Annotated in this window: 21 protein-coding genes; 10 read left to right on the top strand and 11 right to left on the bottom strand. The window is 36.1% G+C overall.

What is annotated here, in order from left to right; translation table 11 throughout:
* Positions 1-58: 58 nt before the first annotated feature.
* The 8 genes from ACKTTZ_RS11350 (at position 59) to ACKTTZ_RS11315 (ending at position 7,261) form a co-directional block, all read left to right on the top strand.
* Positions 59-211: a hypothetical protein gene (locus tag ACKTTZ_RS11350; RefSeq protein ID WP_185103682.1), complete on the top strand. Its 153-nt coding sequence runs from the start codon at positions 59-61 to the stop codon at positions 209-211.
* A 203-nt stretch (positions 212-414) separates the two neighbouring features.
* On the top strand, positions 415-960 hold the full coding sequence (locus tag ACKTTZ_RS11345) for a hypothetical protein (protein WP_034695783.1): 546 nt from the start codon (positions 415-417) through the stop codon (positions 958-960).
* A 26-nt stretch (positions 961-986) separates the two neighbouring features.
* Positions 987-1,634, top strand: a complete 648-nt coding sequence (locus ACKTTZ_RS11340; protein WP_034695781.1) for a hypothetical protein — start codon at positions 987-989, stop codon at positions 1,632-1,634.
* A gap of 32 nt (positions 1,635-1,666) precedes the next feature.
* Positions 1,667-2,398, top strand: coding sequence for a sensor histidine kinase (locus ACKTTZ_RS11335; RefSeq protein ID WP_253316457.1), 732 nt, complete (start codon positions 1,667-1,669; stop codon positions 2,396-2,398).
* Positions 2,395-3,036 carry a response regulator transcription factor gene (locus ACKTTZ_RS11330; protein WP_034695775.1) on the top strand — a complete coding sequence of 214 codons (642 nt, stop codon included), beginning with the start codon at positions 2,395-2,397 and terminating at the stop codon, positions 3,034-3,036. The genes ACKTTZ_RS11335 and ACKTTZ_RS11330 overlap by 4 nt, the downstream gene beginning before the upstream one ends.
* A gap of 248 nt (positions 3,037-3,284) precedes the next feature.
* Positions 3,285-4,289 carry a zinc metalloprotease gene (locus tag ACKTTZ_RS11325; RefSeq protein ID WP_034695772.1) on the top strand — a complete coding sequence of 335 codons (1,005 nt, stop codon included), beginning with the start codon at positions 3,285-3,287 and terminating at the stop codon, positions 4,287-4,289.
* A gap of 440 nt (positions 4,290-4,729) precedes the next feature.
* Positions 4,730-5,743 (top strand): zinc metalloprotease, encoded by a 1,014-nt coding sequence (locus tag ACKTTZ_RS11320; RefSeq protein ID WP_034695769.1) that lies wholly within the window; start codon positions 4,730-4,732, stop codon positions 5,741-5,743.
* 108 nt (positions 5,744-5,851) lie between these two features.
* Entirely contained in the window at positions 5,852-7,261 is a 1,410-nt protein-coding gene (locus ACKTTZ_RS11315; RefSeq protein WP_034695767.1) for a phosphatase PAP2 family protein, read from the top strand.
* 169 nt (positions 7,262-7,430) lie between these two features.
* Here ACKTTZ_RS11315 and ACKTTZ_RS11310 read toward each other — a convergent pair whose 3' ends face one another.
* Both ACKTTZ_RS11310 and ACKTTZ_RS11305 read right to left on the bottom strand, forming a co-directional pair.
* Positions 7,431-9,296 (bottom strand): M1 family metallopeptidase, encoded by a 1,866-nt coding sequence (locus ACKTTZ_RS11310; protein ID WP_034695887.1) that lies wholly within the window; start codon positions 9,294-9,296, stop codon positions 7,431-7,433.
* A gap of 106 nt (positions 9,297-9,402) precedes the next feature.
* On the bottom strand, positions 9,403-11,772 hold the full coding sequence (locus ACKTTZ_RS11305) for an outer membrane beta-barrel protein (RefSeq protein ID WP_407848873.1): 2,370 nt from the start codon (positions 11,770-11,772) through the stop codon (positions 9,403-9,405).
* A 248-nt stretch (positions 11,773-12,020) separates the two neighbouring features.
* Between ACKTTZ_RS11305 and ACKTTZ_RS11300 the strand changes: the two genes are divergently transcribed.
* Both ACKTTZ_RS11300 and ACKTTZ_RS11295 read left to right on the top strand, forming a co-directional pair.
* Entirely contained in the window at positions 12,021-13,343 is a 1,323-nt protein-coding gene (locus tag ACKTTZ_RS11300) for a sensor histidine kinase (protein WP_407848871.1), read from the top strand.
* On the top strand, positions 13,333-14,019 hold the full coding sequence (locus ACKTTZ_RS11295) for a response regulator transcription factor (protein ID WP_253316426.1): 687 nt from the start codon (positions 13,333-13,335) through the stop codon (positions 14,017-14,019). The genes ACKTTZ_RS11300 and ACKTTZ_RS11295 overlap by 11 nt, the downstream gene beginning before the upstream one ends.
* A gap of 4 nt (positions 14,020-14,023) precedes the next feature.
* Here ACKTTZ_RS11295 and ACKTTZ_RS11290 read toward each other — a convergent pair whose 3' ends face one another.
* The 9 genes from ACKTTZ_RS11290 to ACKTTZ_RS11250 all read right to left on the bottom strand — a co-directional run bounded on the left by ACKTTZ_RS11290 (position 14,024) and on the right by ACKTTZ_RS11250 (position 22,608).
* On the bottom strand, positions 14,024-14,851 hold the full coding sequence (locus ACKTTZ_RS11290; RefSeq protein ID WP_407848869.1) for an endonuclease/exonuclease/phosphatase family protein: 828 nt from the start codon (positions 14,849-14,851) through the stop codon (positions 14,024-14,026).
* Positions 14,852-14,917: 66 nt separating this feature from the next.
* Complete coding sequence (locus ACKTTZ_RS11285) at positions 14,918-15,121, bottom strand: hypothetical protein (protein ID WP_253316424.1); 204 nt, start codon at positions 15,119-15,121, stop codon at positions 14,918-14,920.
* Entirely contained in the window at positions 15,118-16,380 is a 1,263-nt protein-coding gene (locus ACKTTZ_RS11280; RefSeq protein ID WP_253316423.1) for a S8 family serine peptidase, read from the bottom strand. The genes ACKTTZ_RS11285 and ACKTTZ_RS11280 overlap by 4 nt, the downstream gene beginning before the upstream one ends.
* A gap of 11 nt (positions 16,381-16,391) precedes the next feature.
* The gene (locus ACKTTZ_RS11275) at positions 16,392-16,970 is read right to left on the bottom strand and encodes a hypothetical protein (RefSeq protein WP_034695751.1); all 579 of its coding nucleotides are present in this window, start codon (positions 16,968-16,970) and stop codon (positions 16,392-16,394) included.
* Entirely contained in the window at positions 16,970-17,665 is a 696-nt protein-coding gene (locus ACKTTZ_RS11270; RefSeq protein ID WP_079240327.1) for a hypothetical protein, read from the bottom strand. The genes ACKTTZ_RS11275 and ACKTTZ_RS11270 overlap by 1 nt, the downstream gene beginning before the upstream one ends.
* Before the next feature lie 15 nt (positions 17,666-17,680).
* A complete protein-coding gene (locus tag ACKTTZ_RS11265) occupies positions 17,681-18,568 on the bottom strand; it encodes a DUF2589 domain-containing protein (protein ID WP_202971506.1) in 888 nt (295 codons plus the stop codon).
* Between the two features lie 547 nt (positions 18,569-19,115).
* On the bottom strand, positions 19,116-21,056 hold the full coding sequence (locus ACKTTZ_RS11260; RefSeq protein WP_407848866.1) for a M1 family metallopeptidase: 1,941 nt from the start codon (positions 21,054-21,056) through the stop codon (positions 19,116-19,118).
* 84 nt (positions 21,057-21,140) lie between these two features.
* Positions 21,141-22,022 (bottom strand): SDR family oxidoreductase, encoded by an 882-nt coding sequence (locus ACKTTZ_RS11255; RefSeq protein WP_034695744.1) that lies wholly within the window; start codon positions 22,020-22,022, stop codon positions 21,141-21,143.
* Positions 22,023-22,197: 175 nt separating this feature from the next.
* On the bottom strand, positions 22,198-22,608 hold the full coding sequence (locus ACKTTZ_RS11250) for a DUF1573 domain-containing protein (RefSeq protein ID WP_034695742.1): 411 nt from the start codon (positions 22,606-22,608) through the stop codon (positions 22,198-22,200).
* Positions 22,609-22,653: the final 45 nt, after the last annotated feature.

Genomic DNA, 22,653 nt, shown 5'->3' with positions numbered 1-22,653 from the left:
TCCTTATTAAGTGAAATATAATTATATTTACTATTCTAATAACTTAAACAAAATCAACATGAAAAAACTAAAAAGAAATGAATTAAAGAAAATTGATGGCGGAATAGAACCATTCCCAATTGCGTGTGGTGAAGACTGGAGCTGCCCTCAAGGCCTCTGTTGTACTGTAGATTACACTTGCAGGGATTGGAGAAAGTATCCATGCATTTAAAGAAAAAGCGGGGAAAGCATATTTCTCCGCTTTTTTATAGTGTGAAATCTTCTTTGAGTAGGATCTAAATCATTAAACCTTTCATGCAATCCGTAAAAACACGGTAAAAATAACAGTGTAATTCCCAATTCGTAAATACATTTTCTATAATATTTTTTACGAGATTTGCATATTAATTGAGTTTTACCGTAAACCACTAAGCTATGAATACAGAATCAAACAATCCATTACAGCCTGGGACTATGTCAAACAGTCTTATTCAGGCTCTGATTGACAATTACCGTCAAAATCATTTAAGTGCTATCAATAACACTTTAGGAATACAAGACGCTCATTCTATTTGGTTTGACCTTCCGAAATTAAAAAGTTTTATTGCAAAAATTGAAGAAGAAGCAGCAAAAGTGGATCCTGCCACCTCTGAAGAAGATCTGGGAATAAGATTTTATTACGCCTCTTATCCAAAACAGGAAAACTGGTCTATTATGGATTCTCACCCTGTTCCGGAAGAATATGCAGAAAAACACACTCTGGTAATGATCCCAACATTGAAAAAAGCCGATGAAGCAGGAGAACTTATTGATTATGATTTCAATCCTTTCCAAGGTGCTAACGGAAAATCAATGGCATTAAATGCACGATCTGTCACAGGTCTGGGAGGAGAAGGTGAAGGAGAAGGTGAAGATAATGGTTTGGGAGAAAATAGCGGAACACTTATTCCACCATCACCTCCGTTGGGTACATCTTATTAATTACCATTCATATCCTTAAACACAGCATGACTGAGATTCAAAAATTTTTTTCTTCATTTATGTATTGGGGAGAAGCCTTTGCTGCCATAACCTCCCTTATTTATTATAATCGCGTAAAAAAACTACATTGGAAATATCTGGCCATTTATCTGATTGTTATTTTTTTATGTGAATCAGCTGTAAAATGGGGAGAAAAACCGCTTAAAATAGACAGAATAAATTTTCATAACTATTTTGTGATTCCATTGCAGTTTATATTTTTTTATTGGCTGTATGCAAAAGAATCTCTAAAGAAAACAAAACTATTCTATATCTTAACAGGAACATATCTTTTAACATATGTTCTCAGGGCACTTTTTTTCCCGGAAAAGAAAGTAATCTTTTCTTTCAATTATAATATAGGTTGTCTGCTCTTAATGGCTCTTGTCATTATGGAATTTTATAAACAGGTTAATTCATCTGAGATTCTCAATTTCAGTAAAAACAAAATGTTTTATATCAATCTGGGAGTAACGCTTTTTTACATCGCTAATCTACCATTTATGACATTTAACTCTCTTCTTTGGAAATATATTGATATCTGGGATATTTATTTTATATATTTTCAGGTTTCAGGAGCAGTGATGTATATTTTATTTGCAAGTTCATTCATATGGGGAAGACAGAACTCTTAATCACTCTTATTTCATTCAACATCTTTTTTTTGATGTTTGTAATAGCCGTATTTATCTATATCCGGAATTACAGACAACGGAAAAAAGAATACTTAAATGAAATTGAAAGAAAAAACGAACTTCATCAGAGAGAACTCCTGTCTACCCAACTGGAAATACAACAAGCCACCATGCAGCAAATCGGCAGGGAATTGCATGACAATATTGGCCAGAAACTTACCCTCGTAAGTCTTTATGTACAACAGATGCTTTATGAAAACAAAGTTTCTGAAGCAAGTGAAAGAATTGATCAGGTTTCACAGATTATTAATCAATCTCTGCAGGATCTTAGAAGCTTGTCAAAAACGTTGACAGATGATAATATCAACCAGAAGGAAATTGTAACTTTGATTCAGGAAGAAGTAGATAACACCAATTCCTTCAAAAAATGCCATGTAAGTTTTGAACACAATTTCAAACAACTGGATTTAGGCTTTGTTCATAAAAATGTTTTACTTAGGATTACTCAGGAATTTATTCAAAACAGTATAAAACATTCCCGTTGTAAAAATATTTTTATAAACCTGAACACTTCAGAAGACACTCTTTGGGAGCTTGATATTCGTGATGATGGAATCGGGTTTGATACTTCACAGATCAAATCCAACGGAATAGGGCTCACGAATATGAAAAACAGAGCTGAAATCATAGGAGCAAGTTTTTGTATGGAAAGCCAGGAAAATGCAGGAACACAAATCAATATTATCTTAAAAAAACAGTCATGAAAAAATCTATTGTCATTGTTGACGACCATATACTTATTGCAAAAGCTCTGGAAGGAATTATTGGTAATTTCAGTGAATTTGAAGTCATCTATGTAAGTGAAAACGGGAAAGATCTCATCCAGAAATTCGAAGAAGGCAATGCCATTCCCGATATTATTCTTTTAGATATCAGCATGCCGATTATGGACGGTTTTGAAACCGCAGCCTGGCTTAGCAAAAATCATCCTGATATTAAAATCATGGCTCTCAGTATGCAGGGAGATGACAATAGTGTAATTAAGATGATTAGGAGCGGCGCCAAAGGCTATCTGCTAAAAAATACCCATCCAAGAGATTTGGAAACCGCACTTACCCGCCTCAATAGTGATGGCTTTTTTTACCCGGACTGGGCTTCTAAAATTATATTTTCCAATCTTAACAAAGAGACGGAATCTGAGATTGCAATAAGAATTTCAGACAGAGAAAAAGAGTTCCTGAAATATACAGTAACTGAACTCAGCTATAAGGAAATTGCGGACAGAATGTGCTGCAGTCCTAGAACAGTGGAAAGCTATCGTGATCAACTATGTGAAAAACTGGATTTGAAAACCCGCGTAGGGCTTGCCGTTTTTGCCATTAAAAATGGTTTCGCAAATTAGATTTTACCATGAAAAAATTCTATCAAAAGTAAATTTAAACGAAAAGAATTCATACAAAATAATTAAAAACTAAGATCACATTAGTACATTTTTCAAAATTGATTAAAATTCAATACATTTTAAAAAACATTAAACTAAAACTAATAATCATAGATAACAATTAACAATCTCACAAAGAAATCAAAAATTTATTTGCATATTAATTTCAAATAATATAATTTCACATCCTCAACCTAAATGATTTTGATATGAAAAAACTATTATTTGGAGCTTTTATGCTCACTGTAATGGCTGCATGTAACAATGACAGCATTACCAATCAAAATGAAAACACAACTGACGAAAATGCAACTACTGCAGGTTTAGCCCAACGAGGCTGTGCTTCTGAGGAAATCAGACAGGAAGCATTGAAAAAAAGTCCTGAACTTCAACAAAGATTCGCGGCATTAGAAAGCAATACAGAAAAGTTCGCCAATGATCTGAAATTTGGAAAAGTTCTTGCTGATGGCACTGTAGAAATACCTGTTATCGTAAATGTCATCTACAAAACTACAGCTGAAAACGTTTCTGATGCAAGAATTGCAGAACAAATTGCAGTATTGAATGCAGACTATACAGGCACGAACAGTGATGTTAATAAAATTCCAACCGAATTCCAAACCGTAAGTTCTGGTGATACAAAAGTAAAATTCAGACTGGTAAATACCGTTAGAAAATCCACTTCAAAAACAAGCTGGGCGACTAATGATGATATGAAAAAAGCGTCTAAAGGTGGAATTGATGCTACTAATCCTACCAATTATTTAAACTTATGGGTTGTAGGCAAAATGACCAGTCAGGGACGTACTATTCTTGGATATGCCACTTTCCCTGAATCTGCAGGTTTATGGAATGATGGTGTTGTAATTGCTGCACCATATTTTGGAAAAACCGGAGCTTCTTCTCCTTTCAACCTGGGAAGAACTGCAACACATGAGGTAGGCCACTATCTGAACTTAAGACATATCTGGGGAGATGCCAATTGTGGAAACGACCAGGTAAGTGATACTCCTACACAAACTACTGCGAATTATGGAAAACCTTCTTACCCACTATATAATACGTGTAGTGGTGTACAAAGATCTGTAATGTTTATGAACTATATGGATTATGTAGATGATGCTGCTATGTTTATGTTCTCCGCAGGACAAAAAACAAGAATGCAGTCTGTAGTAGCTTCTTCTGGCGCAAGATCCGGATTGAGAGTGTATTAAAATTAAAATCTTTTACATATTTAAAATCTGTCTCGAGTTTGAGACAGATTTTTTTTATTCTGGTATGTTCCCGTTTCAGAAATACAAATGAAAACCGTTGAAATTAAAGTCACCACTGGAAGTGTTAGAATATAATCTGATGAAAAATCAATGGTTTCTGACTTGTTTTTAAAAATCATCTTACACAGATTTATTATAAAAAATATTCTACAAAAAACAGAAAAACAATAAAATTATTTACACTTAAAATACACTTAAATGTGAAATATAAAATAAATATCAAATTTTAACTAAAATTCAATACAAATTGATTTTAGTTAATTTTAATTCAATCAAATCGGATAAAAATTAATTATTTATCAAATATTTGCGAAAATAATTTGCATATTAATTTCAAATGATATAATTTCACGCCCTCAACCAAATTATATTATAACGATATGAAAAAATTCTTATTTGGAGCCCTGATTCTGGGCCTTATGTCGGCGTGCAACAACGACAGCTTAACCAATCAAAACGAGACTTCTCCGGATCAGGAAAACACTGTTCCGAATGCTCTTAAAAGAGGTTGTCCATCAGAAGAAATCAGACAAGCAATGCTTCTGAAAAACCCTGCACTAAAACAAAAAATGGCTGATATTGAATTCAGTACTGAAAAATTTGCAGAAAATCTTAAAGTGGGAAAAGTTCTTGCAGATGGAACTGTTGAAATCCCGGTTGTTTTTAACGTAATTTACAACACTTCTACGCAAAACGTTTCTGATGCAAGAATCGCAGAACAAATTGCTGTACTTAATGCCGATTATGGGGCAACCAATTCTGATATTAATAAAATTCCTTCTGCATTTCAACCAGCTGCGGCAGGTGATGTAAAAATCCGTTTCAAACTCGTAGCAACCAACCGTAAGCAGAGCACAAAAACAGGCTGGAGATCTGATCTTGAACAAATGAAAAAAGCCAGCACCGGAGGTATTGATGCTACTGATGTAAATAAAAATATGAATATTTGGGTGGTTAATTCAATTCTTGACGAAAACAACCAACCTGGAACTTTAGGCTACGCGTATTATCCTGAAAATGCAGGACAATGGTATGATGGCCTTGTAATTGGGTATCAATATATCGGAAAAACAGGTGCTTCTGCTCCGTTCAATTTAGGAAGAACAGTAACGCATGAAGTAGGACATTATCTTAACCTTCCACACCTTTGGGGATCTTCTGATGCAGGATGCCAGACAGATTACTCTAATGACACTCCAACTTCTCCTGGCCCTAACTATGGAAATCCTACTTATCCTTTAAACAGAGTTTGTGGTGGTGTAAGCCGTTCTCAGATGTTCATGAACTATATGGATTATGTAGACGATAAATCTATGGTGATGTTTTCTGCCAATCAAAAAACAAGAATGCAGGCTGTAGTGGCAGCATCCGGACCAAGAGCTGGATTAAGATAACCAACAACCTCAATTAGAATATTATAAAAATATTAAAATAGTCTATCTCAATTTTTGGGATAGATTTTTTTAATATTTTTACGCGATTTAAAATTCAACACCACTAAGATGAAAAAAATAGCATTAGCATCAGGAATACTATTGCATTTATACTGTATTAAAGCTCAGGATACTATCAGAATTAAAACACAGGATACTATCCCATCCAGAAATCTCAAGAAAGATTTAGCACTTATCAGTTCAGGATATGCTATTCAGGAGAAAACTCCTTTTTTTCAAAAAGAATGGGTGAAAAAATCAGTAGCTCCTGCTCTTCTGTTTACCGCTGCTGCTGCAACATGGGGAGAAAAAGAGAATATTCGTGAGGTAAGAAACCGATACCTTCCCAACTTCAAAGTAAAATATGATGATTATCTACAATACGCTCCAGCCGTAGCTGTTTACGGATTAAAACTGGCAGGTGTAAAAGGTAGAAACAATCTCGGGAGAGCTACTTTATCTTATGGTACCAGTTTAGCCATCATGGCCATTTTAGTCAATTCTATTAAATATACAACAAAAGTAGAACGTCCGGATGGATCCAAAAACAACTCTTTTCCGTCAGGACATGCCGCAATGGCTTTTACCAATGCCAGTTTTCTGCACAAAGAATATGGTTTGGTAAACCCAGCCTACAGTATTGCGGGATATGGTTCTGCCACTCTTACAGGACTTGGACGAAACTTAAACAACAGACATTGGGTTCCTGATATTCTGGCTGGTGCGGGTATCGGAATTATATCAACAGAACTCGGGTATTTTTTTATCGACAAAATTTATAAAAACAAGGGAGATAATTTAAGTATTTTATCCAGAATACAGGGGAATGATTACCCATCTTTTCTTGCTCTAAAAATGGGAACAGCTTTAGGCACTACCAATTTCCTGAGAGAGTCTGAACTGGATGATAAAAAACAAATCGGTTTTGAGGGTGGACTGGAAGGCGCTTACTTCTTTTCAAAAAAATGGGGCGTAGGTGCAGATGTATCCTTCAGCAGCTTCCCTATTAAATCTCAAAGAATAACTTTTGATGAAGGACAGGATTTTGGCGATCATGAAATCAAAACACAATCTATGGGATTTCTTTCTGCAGGCATCGGACCATATTTTTCTCATGAGCTATCAGAAAAATGGCAGCTTACTTTAAAGGTAACGGGAGGATATGCTGCAACAGCAAGTGGAAAAGTATTTGTAAAAGGCAACGATATTGATGCTCCAAACCACGAACTTCAGATCGCCAGATACAAGCCAAAACCGGCTTTCCGCTGGAACACGGGTGCTTCCATGACCTACAAGTTCAATCCGGGATTAGGTCTTACTTTCTATACAGATTACAATCAGATCAATTCTACAATCCGCTATTACTTCAGCGATGAAATTAAGGATGGCGACGAACTGGATCAGGAACTAAACAATATGATTGCTAAGGAAAAAATAAGTTATATTACATTAGGCCTAAGATTAACAGCCTATTTTTAAGAATACAAAAGAGGCTGTCTCCAAAAGTATCATTCTGAACACAGACTGAAAGTCTGCGAACGAAGTTCATAAATGTAGTGAAGAATCTCAATTGACTATTAATAAGATTCTTCCTTCGTCCGAATGACAAAAGCCAATTATTTGACTTTTGGAACAGCCTCTTTTACTTTTATAGGTTTCTACGGTTGTCATCCGGAGTATAATCCATAAAGATATCTCCGTCCAACTGTACAGATTTTACTTTTTTCTTAATAGGAATTACAAGATCAGTCAGTTTTTGATCTTTTTCCCAAACTGAAGGTGAAAAATGAATTTTCTCCGTAGCTCCGTCATCATAAGATAATATTGCATCAAATGGTATGGCAAATCCTCCTACATTTGAAACATTGATGGTAAGCATGTCATTCTTCTGAGAGGCTCCTGTGACTTTTAAATCAATATAATTATTGGTATAAAACCAATTCTGGAAGAACCAGTTCAGATTTTTTCCTGATCCTGTGTTCATAGAATTAAAATAATCCCACGGAACCGGATGCTTTCCATTCCAGTTATCCATATAATGGTGTAATGCTTTTTTGAAGAGTTCATCTCCTAAGTAATCTTTCAAAGCCAGATACGACAATGAAGATTTTACATAAGAGTTGTTTCCGTATCCGGCACCGCTCACCTGCGTACTCATCGTAATCACAGGTTGATCCTGCTCTGCAGAAGGATCATTGATCCATTTTTTAACACGAAAGTTTTTATAAAACTCCTTAGCAGCTGCCTCTCCGTTTTCATCAATTCCTATAAGATATTCCAGTGTAGTCGCCCAGCCTTCATCCATAAATGCATATCTTGTTTCATTGATTCCCATATAGAAAGGGAAATAAGTATGGGCAATTTCATGATCTGCCGTCAGCCTCGCATCATTAAGATCATCAGGAATACTGGTATCATTAATCATCATAGGATATTCCATATCTGCATACCCCTGAATAGCTGTCATTACATTGTAAGGATATTCTACGCCCGGCCAGTTTTTTGAGAACCAATCCAGGTTATAGCGCATCCAGTCTACATAGTGTTCAAAATCTTTCGCTCCGTTTTTATATCCGGCCTGAACGCTGGCTCTTTTTGTTTTTAACTGAACACTGGCTGCATCCCAAACATAATGGTTACTCATCGAAAAACAGAAATCTGTAATATGACTGGCTTTAAATTTCCAGACATTCCACTTGTTCTGCTTTGTTACTTTTCCGGACTTCATTTCCTGCTCAGTGGCAATATGCATCAGCTTATCACTTTTCAAGGAAGCTTTATATCTTTTTAAATATTCTGGCTGAAGTACAGCTTCCGGATTCAGAAAATCTCCGGTTGCCCAAACAACATAATTTTTTGGTGCGGTGATGGCAAAACTGTAATCATTGAAATCATTGTAAAATTCCTGTCTGTCCGAATGCTGAAGCATATCCCATCCGTTGTAATCATCATACACGGAAATTCTTGGAAAAGAATATGCCACATAGAATGTTTCAGGATCAATCTGCCCTTCTCTTCCACTCTGAACTGATAATGGATATTCCCACTCTATTTTAACCTCAGCTTTTGATTTAGATTTTACAGCTGATTTTAATTTTACTTTTTCAACAGTGCTCCAGTCATCACTGTTGATCTCATATTTTACATTATTTACAGTAAAAGACTTAATTTTCAGTCCGGATGAAAGGAAATCTTTAGATACAAATCCTGATCTTGGCGACTGTGGTTTGTGAAGGTTATTCACAAATCGTATAGCCAGTTCGTTCAGATTATCCGGGCTGTTGTTGGTATAGACAATGGTTTCCTTTCCGGAAACTATTTTTGTAGCAGCATCTACTTTCACCTCTACATTATACACTCCTTTATTCTGCCAGTAGTTTTTTCCTGGCGCTCCGGAGATATCACGTGTTCCTCTTTCATACGCTTTTTTGATATTCCTCGGCATATACAATTCCTGAGCTGACAATTGCAGAAAAGAAACTGCGATCAGCATTCCGGAAAAAATTTTCTTCATAGCAATCTTTTTAAAGATAAGCATCAAAAATAACGAAAATGTGCCATCAGACGATCATTCTTTCACGATAATATTTCACTGTAATGAACTTTTATATTAAAATATTCTACAATCGATCCTGTTCCGCTGTCTTCTTAATTGTTTTTGCATTTTTAACCGATTGATTTCCAAAGTTGAATTTCAATGAAAATGTCACTCCCTGAGTATCTGAATAATCAAGAAAATAATTATCCTGATTTGCATATTTTGTACTGACCTTCTGCCCTGTAGATCTGAAAATATCACTAAAAACAAGGCTGGCTTCCAGTTTTTTACTAAAGAATTTTCTATTCATTACAAAATAGGCTGACCATAGAGAAGATATTCTGAATGTTCCCTGTATACCGGGAGAATAGTAGCGGTGTCCCATTTCCATTTTCCAGTCGCTGTTTTTATCCAGCGTAAAACTTGTTGAGATGTTTGAAACCCAGTTCCAGACTTTATTTTTATACAGCATTCCGTCAATTCCTTTGAAATAATTCTCGTTGTGCTCAAGATTTTCAGAAAGGATTACATTCCACCAGGACTTCACCTGGAAATTTTTATACAAACTTACTCCGAAAGCTTCTCCTTTCTCAATATTGGTAAAATAATAAATCAAACTGTTCGTACTTGGTTCCTGATAGGAGATTTCCATCGAAGGATATATTTCTTTTCTGTAGTACAAATCCAGATTCCAGTCTTTCCAGGAATAAGTAAGATTGAGATTATGAGTAATGGTGGCTTTTAATTTTGGATCTCCCTGATAATAGGAAAAAAGATTATAATAAGATTTTGCGGGATTCAGCCATGAATAAGAAGGTCTACTGATTCTTTTCCCATAGGAGAATCCAAACTCCTGTTTATTTTCTGTGGTATATTGTGCATAAAACGTGGGAAAAAATTTCCAATAGTTACTTTTATTCAATTCATAAGGTTCTGAAACTACACCTTCAAGATTTGTCATTTCCGCACGAAGCCCACCTTTGAAGCTCCATTTCCCGATATTGTAGGCTAATGATGAATACAGGGCAAAATTATGTTCTTTATAATCAAAAATACTGCTTTTTTCCGGCCGGTATTGTAATACTCCGTTCTCGTTATCAGAGAAATCAAGTTGGCTGCTTGTCTTTACAAAACTATATTTCGTTCCCGATTCAAGTTCCAGCTTATCCCCTTTCCACTGATAATCGAATTGAGTGGAATACAGCTGAACATCTGCTTTATTCTGTGTGAGGAAATTATCTTCTTTCGGTGGCTGTCCTGCAAAATTCAGGTATGTGATTACATTCTGGTATTTATCCACATTATTTCCTGTAAAATAATTGATCCATGAAAGACTGCTTTTCTTATTCAGTTTTCTGTCTATCTGAAAACTTACCGAGTTATTGATGGAACGGGAACGGTGATCATTGATCGTGGTATAATCAGATTCCACTATATCCTGCTGGTTATAGATCAACGTAGGAACATTATAAGTTCCGAAGGACTTTGGAGAAAAATACCCTGAGTAGTTGAGGCTTAGATTGGTCAAACTGTCCAGTTCATATTCCGCATTAAAATTCAGGGTATTCTGGTTATTGTTTTTATCCTTCCTGTTCATCGTACTTACCCATCGGGTTTGGCTTTCCGGATAGTTTACATAGTCTGTTCCTTCCCGGTAGTACGTTCCCAGCCCTTTATAATAGCTTCCCATTAAGGAAAGTTTATCTTTTTTATAATATTGAGAAAGACCAAATACACCTTTGGCATATTGTGTCTGCACATATTTGGATGAAAGAATACCGCGGTAGCCTTCAATTTTATTCTTTTTCAGAACGATATTCAGTACTGCGCTTCCTGAGGCTTCATATTTTGCAGGCGGATTGGTAATCACTTCCACAGATTTCACTTCATCTCCCTGTGTATTTTCCAGAAGATTTTTAAGTTCATCCCCTGTCAGCATTACTTTTTTATCATTAATAGTCACCAGAATTCCGGTACTTCCCTTTACACTCAATACACTGTTATTGATCGTGACACTGGGCGTATTTTTTAGAATTTCCCAGGCATTGAGTGAAGAAATATTACTGTTTTCCACATTAAATTCCAGACGGTCTACCTTTCTTTTCACTAAAGGTTTGCGTTTCGTCATTACCACTCCTTCTATTTCCTGAGCTTCCTTTTTAAGAATGATATTGAGTAGTTCAGGCTCTTTTAAATCCACTTTTTTCTCAAATAAAGAGTATCCCTGATTTTTAATGACCAGCTTTATATTTTCCTCTGAAATATCTTCCAGTACAAATTTCCCATTGTCATCTGTTTTTAATTCTTTGATTAATTTATCCTGAGCATTATACACTTCCACCTTTACAGATGAAAGCTTTTCATTTTCGGTATTTACCACTGTTCCTCCAGCTTTTTGTTGCTGGGAAAGAATCAGGATGGGAAAACACAAAAGAAAAAGAATTTTATACATGGTTATTTTTTTATCCTCTCAAACAAAAACTATTGTTCTGTTCTATGGGTACAAAATTCTACATTGGCTGGAAAAAACATGGTTAATAGAAGGTTAATGATGGGTTTATGTATTTTCTGATATCAAAACATCCAGATTCAGGAAGATGGATAAAGCTTTATTTGTGGAGATTCAACACTATGGTTAACGGAAGGTTAATAATAAAATAATCATTTCCGGAAAATGACTAAAGTTTTATCTTTGTTTTAATGATAACCAAGAGTAAAATTCTCATCTCAGTTTTTGCCGCTCTATTCCTGCTTTTACTGGGAATTCAGGTTTATTTTATGTATAAAACCTACCAGGTAAAAGAGAGGGATATCTACAGATCTGTGAATGACGGACTTACCAATTACACAGACAATCTTGAAGACATCCAGGAGGCTAAAGAAAGAAATGATGATTCTCTTCAGGAAATCATTATACAGTATCATAATAAAGAGATCAACAAAAAAGATTTTCTCCGTTATTTCATAGAAAACAGGAAATCTGCCAGAGAAAGACTGGTTCATTATATTGACAGCCGTTATCAAAAAGACGGCTACGAAATCTCCGCAAGAATACGCTATCTTTCCATTGTCCATCTTCCGGACAGTTCAAAAGTAATTACCGAACCTATTGTTATTTTTGAAACGCAGGATAAGCTAAAAAATCCACGCATTGCCAGTAACGGAAGTTGGGAAACCTCAACCACCAAAAGAAATGATACAGATAAAGGACATATTGAAAAAAAGAATACTTTTCTTGTAAAAACCCAGACAGATTTTGAGATCAGAAATATAAAAAGTATTGTTTTCAAAGAGCTTACCTTATTGATTATATGCTGCATTATTCTTCTTTCGGGAGTTCTTCTGCTTTATATTTTCACGATCAGAAATCTTATTCAGCAGCAGAAGCAGGTGGAAGTTCTCCACAACATTGTGGATAACATTTCGCATGAGTTTAAAACGCCTATTGCTACTTTAAAAATAGCTTCGAAAGCATTAAAAAAAGAGTGGAATCCTGAAACGCTTCCTCTTATTGACAGACAGATTTCACGTCTTGAAAGCCTGATGTTTCAGCTTCATAAAGATGAAATTCCTGATGAAATAACCGCCATACAACCTGAAGACTGGAACTTTTTTATTCAGGATCTTTCAGTTACTTATCCAAATACAGATTTTAACCTTGAAAATACAGTTTCACAAGAGCTTCCTTTTGATAAAAATCTAATGGAGACGGTCATTAAAAATCTTTGTGAAAACAGTGTAAAATATGGAGCATCGGTTATTGAAATAGATGTCCGAAACAGTTCTCAACAATTGGAAATTGAAGTTTCCGACAATGGTCAGGGCATGGAAACAAAAGAACTGAATAATATTTTCGAAAAATTCTACAGAATACAGAATAACAATATTCACAATAGCAAAGGTCTTGGGCTGGGACTTTATTTTGTAAAAAAAATCATTACCAACTATAGTGGAAAAATAGAAGTTTCCAGCCAGCTTCATACAGGCAGCACTTTTAAAATATCAATTCCTTATGAAAACTAAAATCCTTCTGGCAGAAGATGATCCGGATTTCGGAATGATTCTTAAGCAGTATCTTGAATTGGAAGATTTTGAAGTCAGTTGGTTTCAGAATCCGGAAGATATCATACCATTGGTTCAGGCTGATTTCCCCTTTCAGATAGGAATTCTGGATGTGATGATGCCCAATATAGATGGTTTCTCTCTGGCAAAAATGATCATTAAGGAAAGGAGTAATTTCCCATTGTTATTTTTAACGGCTAAAAATCAAAAAATTGACCGTTTGACCGGATTGAAAATAGGTGCCGACGATTATATTGCGAAACCCTGCGATCCTGAAGAACTTGTTTTACGAATTAAAAATATTCTGAAGAGAACACTTCCCTCCATTACCGAAAGTCAGATAAAAATCGGAGAATTTTCACTGGACACCACCAAACTTCTGTTGTCACATCCTAATGGAAACAACCGACTGACCATAAGAGAACAGGAACTTCTTCTGTATCTTCTGAAGCACAACCGATCCATCATTACAAGGGATAATATTCTGGATAATCTCTGGGAAACCAATGATTATTTTACCGGAAGAAGTCTTGATGTTTTCATCAGCAGGCTTCGCAAATATTTTAACAGTGATCCTCAAATAAAAATCCAATCCCTGAGAGGAATTGGATTTGAAATTGATTTTCCAACCAATTGATTTTTTATAGGGAAAGATTCACAATCACCGGAAAATGATCTGACGGATACAAAAGATTTTCTCTTCTGTCATTGATGTGTCGGTGAGATCTTATTTTAAAACCTTGTGTAAAAATATAATCGATTCTGTCTTTTGGAACTTCATTCACATTAAAGCCTGTGAAAGTTCCTACCGGGCCATAATGCTTGGTTTCCGAGTGATAGAAAGTATCTTTCATATTCTGGGAAAGAATTTTAATCGGTTCTGAATCATCTGTCAGGTTAAAGTCTCCACTCAGTGTTACCGGAAGATTCTTTGGATTCAGTTCTTTGATTTTTTTCAGGATCAATTCAGAAGATTTTACTCTTGCTACATTTCCAATATGATCAAAATGAAGATTCATGGCCAGAAATTCTTTCTTCGATTTTTTATCTTTAAATACGGCATAGGTACAGATTCTGTTCAGCGCAGCATCCCAGCCTTTTGATGGTTTTTCCGGAGTTTCAGATAACCAGAACGTCCCGGATTTTACAATTTCCAGTTTGGTTGTATCATAAAAGATGGCAGAAAATTCTCCTTTTTCTTTACCGTCATCTCTTCCTACTCCGATATAATCATAGTTTTTTAAACCTGCTTTAATATCTTTCATCTGCTCCGGAAGCGCTTCCTGTACTCCGAAATAATCAGGATGATAGTACGTCAATAAATCCGCAACGTCCTGTTTTCTTTTTGGCCAGGCGTTTTCTTTATCCGACTCTACATTCAGTCTGATATTAAAACTCATTACGGTAAGGTCTTGGGAGAATCCTAATGCAAAAAACATCAGAAACACCATTGAAAATCTGAAATTCATATGTTATTTTATCATTAAGAGACAAAAATAAAACTTCTCTGTGACAGAAAAGCTTTATTGATGTGATTATATTGTTAAATTATCTTTTTCTTCTTCTATAGATATAAAATACTCCTGGAATTCAGACTCCGAAATGGAAATGGTACTTTCAAGCTTTACAACTCCTATGGTTTTGTAGTGAGCAGCCAGTTTTATGCCTTTACTTTTGAGGAGAACTTCAAGCTTTTTTAAATTTATATCTTTCTTTAAAACTGCGAGGTAAGTGATCATAAGTATATCTGTATTAAACCGTTTCCAATATCTCTGTATTTTATGCCTTCGATAGGTCTTGCTTTGTTTTCAATCAGTTCCCAGATCTCTTTTGCTGATTTATCGGGAAACTGTTCCATATACAAAGCTGCAAGCCCGGAAACATGGGGTGCTGCCATACTTGTACCGCTCATGCTGTAGTACAAATTACTTTTATTTTTTGCATTTTTAGGATAGGAACTGATGATATCAACTCCGGGAGCACAGACATTGATACTTCCTCCTGTGGACGGGTTGAGACCTGCATTTGAAAATCTTGCGATCTTCATCTGAGCGTCAATAGCTCCCACTGCCATGATCGATTTTGAATTAGCCGGCATTGAAACAGGCTGTGGAATCTGCGGTCTGTTGCTGTCGTTTCCCGCAGCTGCGATAATAAGACAGTTATTTTCCAGCGCTCTTTCTCCAATGGTTTCAAAAAGAACAGAAGGCTGATCATCTAGTCTCACCGGAGATGCCAGTGAAAGGGATAGTATTCTGAATTTTTTCGAGATGGCCCAATCTATCGCATCAATCACGCTGCTGGTTGTTCCTCTTCCATTGTCTGCAAGCACTTTTGCTATTTTCAGATTGCAGTCTCTGGCAATTCCGTATCGTTTTCCGGTATCACTTCTTGTATTTCCTGTAGCAACACCGGCACAATGTGTACCATGTCCGTTGGGATCTCTGTTCCAGTCTTCACCATCAATGAAAGATTTTCCTTCAATTTCTTCATGGGAAAAATCCGGGTGGGAAGTTTCAAGGCCGGTATCGAGAATACAGACATCAATTCCTTTTCCTGTATAGTTCGCATTTTCCAGTCCGATTGCTTTTAATCCCCATTCCATTTCAATGAATGATTTTTGAGGCAAAGGTTTGCTGATGATATATTTTTCAAGTTCTGAAATTTTTTCTGCGAGTCCGGCTGACTGTTTTTTAAGTTCACTAATCAGCTGCAATTCATCTGCTGGAAAAAATTCTCTCTCTTTTTCGTAGTATACAATAGAATTTGATTCATCTTTTACGGCACTTTTCAATTGATCTTCATCCATATTATCCACCACAAGAACTCCCAGGTTTTTGTAAAGTACACCGTTATCCTTATCAATAATTTCATAAGAACGGTTTTCTTTGGACAGCAATTCTGAAGAGGTAATACTTACTTCCAGTTCTTTCTCTATTTTTTTGAGTGCTGTTTTCTGCTGATTCTGCAACAGAACGATATATCTTCCGGTTTCCATAATGATCTTTTTTAAATTAATTTCAGAAATACCTTTTCCAGAATAAGAAAAATATCCTCCGGAATAATGGTCAGTCTGAGTTTCTTATTAATTCCGGATATGGCTGTATTCTGCTCAACCAGTGAATTCCAGAAACGTTCAATTTTGGGAACAGAATTCATGTCTTTCAGCTTTTCATCGTCCAGAATACCATTCTGATATAATGAGACAATGATTCCTGAAATAAGTTCTTCCGCATCCTCAAGTTTTTTGTTTTCCTTGGCATATATTTCCATGAGAATACCATAAATACTTTCCATTCCGTTAAATGAGAATCCTCCGAGTATTTCCCTTCTCCCATTCAATATTTTCTCCATTTTTATAGGATTAAAACCTCTTTTAACGGTGGAAATCATATTCATAATTTTCAATACTTCAGATTCATGGCTGGTGTTTCCTTTGGTACGGAAATACTCCAGAACTTCGTTGAGAAATGCATCAAACCGGGCATCAAAGTCAAATGATTTTGACAGATATAAAGCCTGAACTTCATTGAACTGTTCCAGCAGTTCTTTGATTTTCTGTACCGTAAAGTGAATAAGTTCCTGCATTACTCAAAAGTTATCTGTTCTATTTCGTTGCCGTCTTTATCTTTGTATGATACAATCCTGATTCCTTCCTCCTCCATTTCCACATGAAGGTTGATGAAGAGTTTATCTTTATCTTCCGCTGCACTTGTATTGGGATCTATGTAAATGCTGTTCAGTTTTGCATTCACCAGCGTATATTTATTCAACAGAACTTTTGAAAAAATTTCTTTCAGTTCATCAGTTTCTTCTTCTGTTCCTTCCTGAGGTCGAAATATTCCTGAATTAAGAATCTGCATTTTCTTTCTGAGATCCAGTTTAAGAACTTCATTGGCTGGAAGTTTTCCGAATTTCTGATCATTTTTTTCCAGATTACTGAACAGGGTTTTAAACTCTTCAGTTTGGATCTGTCTTTTATTAATTTCTGGAATATTCAGTTTTTTCTCTTTGTTTGCCAGACGAATTCTTTCATTTATTTCTGTCACAAACTGATCCTGATTCAGTTTAAAATTATACTTAGAATCTGAATCTATATCTGTGATTTTGATCGGAATATCCATCTTTACACTGGGCAGCGCATAACGCGGAACCTTAAAATATTTAAGGTATTCATGACGGGCGTATTCTTTGGCAATAAGAACCGCATTTTCGTCTGCTTTTTTACGAGCCTGAATTATCTCGTTGTTGAGATAATCCAGGTAGTCTGATAGTTTTATCATCTTTCGTAAAATCTGTTATTGTGAAAGAAGTCCAAGCACTTTCTCAAGTCCTGCAGGCATTTCATCATTGGTGGCACGTACTTTTACCCCAAGAGAATATTCTTTTTCCACTTTGATTCCTGTACTGGAAGTTCTCTTATAGGATACATCCACTTTGAATTTTACAGGTCCCCATCCGCCAGATACTCCGGCATTGATCCCGAATTCATCACTTACATCTTTTGTGTATGTAGAATTAAGTTTTACATTAAAATCTACTTCACAGGTTTCAATTCTGAAACTCGGAACATTCAGCAACGCAATAAAAGGCACTGAAATTTCTACATCATTCGGAATCGTTTTTGGGTTGGTAGCACTTACCGGCTCATCTTCTTTAAAATCCGGATTCGGAATATTTTTTTTGTACTTGAATTCTGCCATTCTCAGTTTTTTAGGACTGGCAGCATTGGCTGGATCTGTAAGTTCAAACCCAACTTCATTGATGAAATTAACGGTGGCAATAGAGGCATTAGACTGTGCTTTTACGCAGGCATCCAACGGTCCGCCAATAATAGTTGCAAAGTCAATGCTTCCCAATTCTGCGGCAAAATCTGCGCTGGCAGCATCAGAAGTTCTGAAAATTTCTTCATCAGCAGCTATTTTACCTGCAATCATTTTCATGATTTCTGAAGATGCACCTGAAAAAGATTTTTCCCACTTTTCATCATAGCTTTTTTTGAATTCGTCTACGATGGCTAATAATTCTTTATTCGTCAATGAACTCAGTTCTGAAGTTTCAACTCCCGATACTTTTTCATAGACTGCCGGGGTAAGCACTTTTTCTACTCCTGATAAAAGATCAATTAACTCATTTTTTGTTTTTTTGGCGTGGCTTGCTTCAAGCACCGATTTTAATGTTTCCATGTTTTTTTGTTTTGATTAATATTATGGGACAAAATTATATCACTGACTACCAAAACATTGTAGGGAAACACCTCTACTTATCCCGGAAAAACACCCTAAAAATAAAAAGCCTGAACTTACGGTGGTAAGCTCAGGTTTTTCAGATATTTATTTTTTGAAACGCAAAGATGATATGATTTCTTCCTATTCTTAAGTAAGCTAAGAAAGCAACAAGCTGCTGATGAAGCTGTATGAATATGCTTACGCTTAGAAAGAATCAATGAAGTTGATTCCATCTTTGCTCCCTGAAAAATTCAGTATTAATATTAATCTTTGCGTTAAATTTAAAGGTATTTATACAATTTTACATTAATCTGCTATCTTACTTATTATAATGACTCTGTCATTCTGATACAGACTAAAAGTCTGCGAACATAGTTCAGGAATGAAATGAAGAATCCAGGTTTTACATGAGATTCTTCCTTCGTCAGAAATCGAAGATTCGACGTAGTCAATGACAATGGCGTAAAATTGTATATAGTCGCCAATTTAAATAGATTCAATATTTCTATGCAGGTTTTTTACTATTATTTTCCAGATTTACATCCGGAACAACAGAATTCGGATCCAGTTTCACCTCATCAATTTCCTTGCTGGAATCTACCTTGAAGGTCCATTCTGTATTTCTTTTCCAAACTTCAACAGGAATTTTCACCGTCTGTGCAGTTCCATCTTTGAATTTGATTTGTACTGTTGTAGGCATTGGCAGCTGGCCAATATTTTCGACCGTAATCTGAACTCCGTTTTTAAAGTCTCCGTTTACATATTGTACGTTCTTAACTGACTGATCAATTTTCCATTTATTAAAGAACCATCCTCTCCAGAACCAGTTCAGTTCCTCTCCTGAAACATTTTCCATCGTATGGAAGAAATCCCATGGTGTTGGATGTTTAAAAGCCCAACGGTCAATATATGTTCTGAATGCTTTATCAAATTTTTCAGGCCCAAGAATAGTTTCTCTTAAAACATCTAATCCTGTTCCCGGCTTATAGTAAGCCAAAGCTCCGATACTTCTTTCTTTCATATTATCCGGCCCTACCATTACAGGCTCCAGATCATCAGTCAACAAATACTTTCCTGATCTTGCCAGGTTAGGTTTACGGTAATACTCTCCTTTATTGAAAGCTTCGGTTGAAAGTCCATTAATGAATGTATTGAATCCTTCGTCCATCCAGGCAAATAATCTCTCATTAGATCCTACGATCATAGGAAACCAGTTGTGTCCGAACTCATGATCTGTAACGCCCCAAAGGTCTTCTCCTTTAGAATCCATATGACAGAAAACGATTCCCGGATATTCCATTCCTCCTTCATTTCCTGCTACATTGGTGGCCGCCGGATACGTATATTCATACCATTTTTTGGAATAATGTTCTATAGCAGCTTTCGTATATTCTGTAGATCTTCCCCATGCTTTTTCGCCAGCACTTTCTGCAGGATAAGCCGAAATAGCCAGAGATTTTTTTCCACTAGGTAAATTGATTTTTGCAGCATCTAAAATAAATCCGGCAGAAGATGCCCACGCAAAATCTCTTGTCTGCGTAATTTTGAATTTCCAGGTTTTTGTACCAGATGCCTTATTTTTCCCGATTTCAGATTCTGGACGGATCATTACCGTTTTATCACTGTTTCTTGCCTCATTCCATCTGCTGATTTCTTCTTTGCTGTACACTTCTTTCTCATTCAGAAGTTCTCCGGATGCCACTACATACTGATTGGCAGGTACTGTAATATTAGCTGTAATATTTCCATATTCTAAATAAAACTCCGAAGCTCCAAGGTAAGGAAGTGTATTCCATCCTAAAACATCATCGTATACGCACATTCTCGGATACCATTGTGCCATGGTAAATATTTTACCGTTTTTAGTATCCTGAATACCCATTCTGTCTGATCCGTAATCAGGAGAAATAAAGGAATATTCAATTTCTATTTTTGCAACTCCTCCATTAGCTTTTAATTCTTTTGGAAGATCAATCTGCATTCTCGTATCGGTAATAGTATATTTTACTTCTTTTTTACCATCTAGCTTAACTGATTTAATGGTATATCCGCCATTAAATTCTTCACCATGAGCTCCATTTCTGCTTCCTGAAAGTGGAACTACGCCATTTCCTCTGGAATCTTTTGCAAACAGGTTCTGATCCAGCTGCAGCCAAAGAAAACCTAATTTATCGGGACTGTTGTTGGTGTAGGTAATTTCTGCTGTACCTGTAATCTCTTTTTTAGCTTCATTCAGGCTGACATTCAAATGATAATCGGCTGAATTCTGCCAATAGGCGTGTCCCGGCTGTCCGCTTGCAGAACGGGTTGCTGTACCTGTCTGAGGGTAGAAGAAAGGTTTAAATGCTTCTACATAATCATATTTCGGGGTTTGCTGTGCATAGGCAGTTCCTGAGAACAGAACCACTGCAAGCGTCGAAACAAGGGTTGGAAGTTTAAAATTCATTTGAAAAAGTATTATTTAGTGTATAGGTAAAAAAAACTCCCGGATTTGTTACACATCCGGGAGTTTTTTTAATATAAGTTTAATTTAATTTGATTTTTTTGCTTTAATCATCGCTTCTAAAGCATCCCACATTTCTTTAGGAATTGCTTCAAGCATATTGAATTCTCCGGCTCCCTGAAGCCATTCTCCACCATCAATAGTTACCACTTCCCCATTCATATACGCTGAATAATCGGAAACCAGATAAGCGGCAAGATTGGCAAGCTCCTGATGTTCTCCTACTCTTCTCAACGGAACTTTTTTCTTCATATCAAATTTCTCCTGAAGGTCTCCAGGAAGAAGTCTGTCCCAGGCTCCTTTTGTAGGGAAAGGTCCCGGAGCAATAGCATTGAAACGGATTCCGTATTTCGCCCACTCTACAGCCAGTGATCTTGTCATCGCCAGAACTCCTGCTTTTGCACAGGCAGATGGTACTACATAAGCAGAACCTGTCCATGCATATGTTGTTACGATATTCAGTACAGTTCCCGGAGTTTTAGAATCGATCCAGTGTTTTCCTACTGAAAGAGTACAGTTTTTTGTTCCTTTTAAAACAATATCAAGGATAGAGTCAAAAGCGGAGTGAGTCAGTTTTTCTGTGGGAGAAATAAAGTTTCCGGCAGCATTATTCAATAAAATATCAATCTTTCCGAATTCTTTCAGAGTGGCTTCCTTCATGGCTTCCACCTCATCCCAGTTTCTTACATCACAAGCTACACAAAGCACTTTACCTCCTGTTTCCTCTTCCAGTTCCTTAGCTGTTCCCTGTAATTTTTCCAGGTTTCTGGAAGTAATCACCACTTTGGCACCCAGTTCAAGAAAGTATTTGGTCATTGCTTTTCCAAGGCCGCTTCCGCCTCCCGTTACAATCGCTACTTTATCTTTTAGTGCACCTTCGCGCAGCATAGGTTGTGTATATAGACTCATAAAATATTTTTTCTTAAAAATACTAAATATTGAAATGCAATCCTTTAAAATGGGTTGATAAATAATGCTACAAATAATTGTTCCTTATATTATTCTTAAAATAGATCAACTATTTAAAAAGAAAATAGCCTGATAACAATTACCAGGCTATTTTTTCATTTGTTTAAACAATGTATTAAGAAGCTACCACTCCTTTGAAAGAAAGTGTCTTAGGAGTTTTGCTGTCACTAGTAGTAACGTTTACAGTCTTCATAAATGGTCCTGCCGCTGCTGCGTTATAGCTGGCTTCTACAAATCCTTTCTTCCCTGGCTGGATAGGCGTTTTTGTATAATCTGCAGTGGTACATCCGCAAGAAGGAGCTACATTCTGAATAATGATTGGTTTTGAGCTTGTATTAGTAAATTCAAATCTGATCAATTTCGGTTTACCCTGAGGAATATTTCCTACATCAATAGATTCAGATTTCCATTTAATAGCATCTGCAACCATTTTTACAATGGATGGAGCGTCTGCAGTAAGTACATTAGCATAAAAAGGAGAGAATGCCAACACTGCCAAAAGAGCTGTAATTTTTAGTTTTTTCATGAGTATAAATTTTAATATTTGAAACTGATTATTTTCTTTCGATAA

The sequence above is a fragment of the Chryseobacterium sp. KCF3-3 genome (genome assembly GCF_045865955.1).
GTDB lineage: Bacteria > Bacteroidota > Bacteroidia > Flavobacteriales > Weeksellaceae > Chryseobacterium.
Note: the sequence above shows the minus strand (reverse complement) of the source record. Positions and strands in the feature narration are given on the sequence as shown.

Coding starts and splice junctions, on each gene's coding strand:
- ACKTTZ_RS11275 (WP_034695751.1), bottom strand. CDS start 16,970: ATGCAGGAACTTATTCACTTTACGGTACAGAAAATCAAAGAACTGCTG.
- ACKTTZ_RS11335 (WP_253316457.1), top strand. CDS start 1,667: ATGTTTGTAATAGCCGTATTTATCTATATCCGGAATTACAGACAACGG.
- ACKTTZ_RS11270 (WP_079240327.1), bottom strand. CDS start 17,665: ATGATAAAACTATCAGACTACCTGGATTATCTCAACAACGAGATAATT.
- ACKTTZ_RS11280 (WP_253316423.1), bottom strand. CDS start 16,380: ATGGAAACCGGAAGATATATCGTTCTGTTGCAGAATCAGCAGAAAACA.
- ACKTTZ_RS11255 (WP_034695744.1), bottom strand. CDS start 22,022: ATGAGTCTATATACACAACCTATGCTGCGCGAAGGTGCACTAAAAGAT.
- ACKTTZ_RS11285 (WP_253316424.1), bottom strand. CDS start 15,121: ATGATCACTTACCTCGCAGTTTTAAAGAAAGATATAAATTTAAAAAAG.
- ACKTTZ_RS11260 (WP_407848866.1), bottom strand. CDS start 21,056: ATGAATTTTAAACTTCCAACCCTTGTTTCGACGCTTGCAGTGGTTCTG.
- ACKTTZ_RS11325 (WP_034695772.1), top strand. CDS start 3,285: ATGAAAAAACTATTATTTGGAGCTTTTATGCTCACTGTAATGGCTGCA.
- ACKTTZ_RS11305 (WP_407848873.1), bottom strand. CDS start 11,772: ATGTATAAAATTCTTTTTCTTTTGTGTTTTCCCATCCTGATTCTTTCC.
- ACKTTZ_RS11295 (WP_253316426.1), top strand. CDS start 13,333: ATGAAAACTAAAATCCTTCTGGCAGAAGATGATCCGGATTTCGGAATG.
- ACKTTZ_RS11345 (WP_034695783.1), top strand. CDS start 415: ATGAATACAGAATCAAACAATCCATTACAGCCTGGGACTATGTCAAAC.
- ACKTTZ_RS11315 (WP_034695767.1), top strand. CDS start 5,852: ATGAAAAAAATAGCATTAGCATCAGGAATACTATTGCATTTATACTGT.
- ACKTTZ_RS11300 (WP_407848871.1), top strand. CDS start 12,021: ATGATAACCAAGAGTAAAATTCTCATCTCAGTTTTTGCCGCTCTATTC.
- ACKTTZ_RS11310 (WP_034695887.1), bottom strand. CDS start 9,296: ATGAAGAAAATTTTTTCCGGAATGCTGATCGCAGTTTCTTTTCTGCAA.
- ACKTTZ_RS11250 (WP_034695742.1), bottom strand. CDS start 22,608: ATGAAAAAACTAAAAATTACAGCTCTTTTGGCAGTGTTGGCATTCTCT.
- ACKTTZ_RS11265 (WP_202971506.1), bottom strand. CDS start 18,568: ATGGAAACATTAAAATCGGTGCTTGAAGCAAGCCACGCCAAAAAAACA.
- ACKTTZ_RS11330 (WP_034695775.1), top strand. CDS start 2,395: ATGAAAAAATCTATTGTCATTGTTGACGACCATATACTTATTGCAAAA.
- ACKTTZ_RS11290 (WP_407848869.1), bottom strand. CDS start 14,851: ATGAATTTCAGATTTTCAATGGTGTTTCTGATGTTTTTTGCATTAGGA.
- ACKTTZ_RS11340 (WP_034695781.1), top strand. CDS start 987: ATGACTGAGATTCAAAAATTTTTTTCTTCATTTATGTATTGGGGAGAA.
- ACKTTZ_RS11320 (WP_034695769.1), top strand. CDS start 4,730: ATGAAAAAATTCTTATTTGGAGCCCTGATTCTGGGCCTTATGTCGGCG.
- ACKTTZ_RS11350 (WP_185103682.1), top strand. CDS start 59: ATGAAAAAACTAAAAAGAAATGAATTAAAGAAAATTGATGGCGGAATA.